The sequence below is a fragment of the Blastomonas sp. genome (assembly GCF_041747255.1).
GTDB lineage: Bacteria > Pseudomonadota > Alphaproteobacteria > Sphingomonadales > Sphingomonadaceae > Blastomonas.
The window spans coordinates 1-3,626 of sequence record NZ_JBGTFM010000222.1 but is presented as its reverse complement, the minus strand read 5'-3'; the positions used below and the strand labels follow the sequence as shown (position 1 = coordinate 3,626).

Genomic DNA, 3,626 nt, shown 5'->3' with positions numbered 1-3,626 from the left:
CGATGCTGAAGCGCGCGCCGAACTGGCTGAACAGCCGCGCCTTGTCGTCGCTCGTCATCGTGCCGCCGCGCCACGCCTTGATCGCCTCGCTCTGCGCGACATCGCGCTGGCCGGTTTCAGCAAGGGCCAGCGCATAACGGGCGCGCCCGACATTGGTCAGCGGCGGGAAGCGGGTGAAAAACGAGACAACCTGGCCGGGTTCAGCATAGCCAGTGCCCAATGATTGTTCGGCGCTGCGGCGCAGCTTGTCTTCATCGGGCCAGCCGGGATTGGCTACCAGAAAGCTCGCAAAGGTCGAAAAGGTATAGTTGTTCGGGCTGGCGGTCAGCGCGCGCCAGTTGCCGATGGTGCCCGACAGGTCGGCGGGCATCGATTGCATCAACTGGGCGCGGGCGCGGTCCCAGTCGCTGCCGTCACCACCGCGATTGATCGGGGCTGGAGCAGCTGCGTAATTGGATTGCTGCTCGCTGGCAATGCAGGCAGCGGGAACACCAATGAGTGGCAGGGCGGAGAGTGCGGCAATGCTGCGCGCAAGGGCAATTTTTGAAACCATGCTGGACATGATGCGCTTTCGATCCTTATCAGGCGCTGAACGTAACTGTGATGCGCATATGAGAGTTCTTGCCCGGTTTGCAGGCAAGGTAAAGGAGCTACCGCATGTTTTCCGGGTCAATTCCCGCTCTGGCGACACCATTCCGCGACGGAGCGTTTGATGAGCCAGCGTTCCGCGCGCTGATCGACTGGCAGATCGACAGTGGCAGCGCCGGGCTGGTACCGTGCGGCACCACCGGCGAGGCGGCGACCATGTCGATTGAGGAGCATGACCATGTCGTGCGCGTCTGCGTCGAGCAGGCAGCGGGCCGGGTGCCGGTGATTGCGGGCTGCGGGTCCAACGATACCCAGGTCGCGATTGGCCATATGCGCAACGCCAGGGCAGCGGGGGCAAGCGCGGCGCTGGTGGTGCCGCCTTATTACAACCGACCTGGGCAGGACGGGGTGCGCGCGCATTTCAAGGCGCTGACCGAGGCATGCGATCTGCCGATCTTGCTCTATAACGTGCCGGCACGCACCGTGACCGACATCAAGCTTGACACGATGGCCAAGCTCGCACGCTTCCCGACGATCATCGGCGTCAAGGATGCGACCGGCGATCTTGAACGCGTCAGCGCGCAGCGTGCGCGCTGCGGTAAGAAGTTCTGCCAGATGTCGGGCAATGACGAGCTGGCTTTGGCCCATCGCGCGATGGGCGGGGTGGGCTGCATCTCGGTCACCGCCAATGTCGCGCCTGCTTTGTGCGCGCAGTTTCAGGCAGCGCTTGCCAAGGGCGATTACAAGGCCGCGCTGGCGCTCAACGACCGGCTGTTTCCGCTGCATGCGGCAATGTTCTCCGATGCCTCGCCCGGTCCGGTGAAATACGCTCTCAACCGGGTGCGGCCTGATTTCTTGCCCGATCTGCGCCTGCCGATGACTCCGCCCGACAAAAAGAGCCGCAAGATTGTCGATGCTGCGCTCGTCCACGCCGGGCTTATTTGATGGCGCGGCCCAAGCCCGAGACATTCGACAAGCAAAAGGTCGTCGCCGAGAACCGGCGCGCGCGTTACGACTACGCCATCGATACGGTGTATGAAGCAGGCATCGCGCTCACCGGCACCGAGGTTAAGGCGCTGCGTTCGGGCCAGGGGTCAATCGCGGAAAGCTATGCCGAGGTGAAGGACGAGCAGGTCTGGCTCATCAACTCGAACATCCCCGAATACAGCCACGGCAACCGCGAGAATCATGAACCCAAACGCCCGCGCAAGCTGCTGCTGCATGAGCGCGAGATCACCAAGCTGCACGGCGCGGTGGCGCGGCAGGGCATGACGCTCGTGCCTTTGTCAGTGTTCTTCAACGGCCGCGGCCGCGCCAAGGTTGAACTGGCACTCGCCAAGGGCAAGAAGGCCCCCGACAAGCGCGCCGCGACCAAGGAGCGCGAATGGAAGCGCGACCAGGGCAGGATCATGCGCGACAAGGGGTGAGGGCTATCACCGGTATCGCCGCACACACGGCCATCACTCCATCCGTCGAAAAAGCGGGTCGCCTTATGACAGAACGTGCGTCAGATCACTCAGTCGCGCTATGGGCGGTGCTTGGATGAGGCTGGCGTCCGATTCGTCCCGCGAATCGGGTTAAACGTCGTTTTAATCCGAACAAGGTTATGGCCTTTTTCTGGGGCAGGCCCACATAAGCGACACTGGATAAGAAGGCATAAGGGATTGGAGTTGACTGAAGGCCGGTTCGCCCGCTGGGTTGGACGAAACATGCCGACGCGTGAAAGCATGGAGCGCAGCCGTTTCATGAAGCCCTTTGCCGCGCGTGTGCTCCGGTCTGAGCTGTGGCGCTTTACCCGGCGGTCGGTGCCACGCGGCGTGGCGCTTGGTATGCTGGTCGGGATTGTCGTACCTCTTGGCCAGATTTTCGTGGCGGCGCTGCTGGCATTGCCGGTGCGAGCCAATGTGCCGGTTGCGGCGCTGACGACCTTCATCACCAACCCGATCACCACGCCGATCTTCTGGATTGTCGCCTATCAGGTCGGCAAGTTCATCCTGCGCATTGACGCGACAACTTTCGGCCAGCCGGTCGCAACCGCGCTCAACACGCCCGAGGTCGACAGCTGGATGCAGTGGCTGACCGGTGCTGCGTCGATCACCGCCGTTGGCCTGGTGGTGATGGGGGTCGTGCTGGCGGCGCTGAGCTATGTGCTGAGCGCTTTCGGCTGGCGGATATGGATCGCGAACAAGCGTCGTCGTCGTATTTCAAAAGCCAAGCGGAGCGCGCATTCAGTAAGCTGAGCGGAGAAATTGTAAGCGGGCCATGATTGCGCTAGCCTAGGGCTTGGTGATGCGGCAATTGTCGCGTGCCCAAGGAACCTGACGACTTTGACCAACACCCGCTCCCGCACCGACCTTGACTGGCCGGACTGGCTGCCCGACCTTCCTGACCCCAACGCGCCCAATGACCGGATCACCGCCCTGATCGTGCTCGGCGGGCTGGTGATCAGTGGCGGGCTGATCTGGCTGGCGCTGGGCGACTGGGTGCCGCTGGCGCTGTTTGTCGCGGGTCTCGTCGGTCTGGCTACGCTGATCATGGTCTATCGTCGCCATTTCCCTGCGAGGACGCCGGTGAGCACTGTGATGCCCGACTGGTCGGTGACCCATGCTGCGACCGACCATCCCGATACCGCGATTTGCATCACCGATGAGGCGGGGCGGATGACCTGCGCCAACCAGCGCTACCTTGACATGTTTGGTGCAGGTGTCGCGCCTCCCAAGCTTCCGGTTGCCGGCGGCGGCAGCGACCTGCTGGCAGAGGCTGGACGCGCGGCCTGGCGCGATGGCCACGGCAATGCAGATGGGCTGGTGGCAACAGCCGCGATGCAGCCTGTGGTTATACTCGATGCCAGCGTGCAGCGGGTCGGGCTAGGTCAGGACTATCTGCTATGGCGCTTTGCTCCGGTAGCCCGCTTCGATCTGGCGACCGAGGCGGAAAAGCTGCTCGGCGGGCGCGCCGGGCGGGCGCTGGGCGAGGGCGGCATCATGGCGGCAGCGATCGGTGCAGAAGGCCGGGTGCGCGCCGCCAACAGCGCGTTC

At 63.5% G+C, this 3,626-nt stretch carries 3 protein-coding genes and 2 pseudogenes; 4 read left to right on the top strand and 1 reads right to left on the bottom strand.

Annotated features, from left to right (window positions below):
• Window positions 1-562: pseudogene (locus ACEW8G_RS07935) on the bottom strand (lytic transglycosylase domain-containing protein); the annotation flags it as partial.
• Window positions 563-657: 95 nt separating this feature from the next.
• Here ACEW8G_RS07935 and dapA point away from each other — a divergent pair.
• From dapA to ACEW8G_RS07915, 4 genes and pseudogenes are all read left to right on the top strand, one after another.
• On the top strand, window positions 658-1,533 hold the full coding sequence (dapA, locus tag ACEW8G_RS07930) for a 4-hydroxy-tetrahydrodipicolinate synthase (RefSeq protein WP_373487889.1): 876 nt from the start codon (window positions 658-660) through the stop codon (window positions 1,531-1,533).
• Window positions 1,533-2,015, top strand: coding sequence for an SsrA-binding protein SmpB (smpB, locus tag ACEW8G_RS07925; RefSeq protein WP_373487888.1), 483 nt, complete (start codon window positions 1,533-1,535; stop codon window positions 2,013-2,015). Before dapA ends, smpB begins: the two co-directional genes overlap by 1 nt.
• A gap of 282 nt (window positions 2,016-2,297) precedes the next feature.
• The gene (locus ACEW8G_RS07920; RefSeq protein WP_373487887.1) at window positions 2,298-2,828 is read left to right on the top strand and encodes a DUF2062 domain-containing protein; all 531 of its coding nucleotides are present in this window, start codon (window positions 2,298-2,300) and stop codon (window positions 2,826-2,828) included.
• 87 nt (window positions 2,829-2,915) lie between these two features.
• Window positions 2,916-3,626, top strand: a pseudogene (locus tag ACEW8G_RS07915) (hybrid sensor histidine kinase/response regulator); the annotation flags it as partial.

Bases quoted from the DNA above. Each gene is read 5' to 3' on its own strand.
- dapA (WP_373487889.1), top strand. From the start codon at position 658: ATGTTTTCCGGGTCAATTCCCGCTCTGGCGACACCATTCCGCGACGGA.
- smpB (WP_373487888.1), top strand. From the start codon at position 1,533: ATGGCGCGGCCCAAGCCCGAGACATTCGACAAGCAAAAGGTCGTCGCC.
- ACEW8G_RS07920 (WP_373487887.1), top strand. From the start codon at position 2,298: ATGCCGACGCGTGAAAGCATGGAGCGCAGCCGTTTCATGAAGCCCTTT.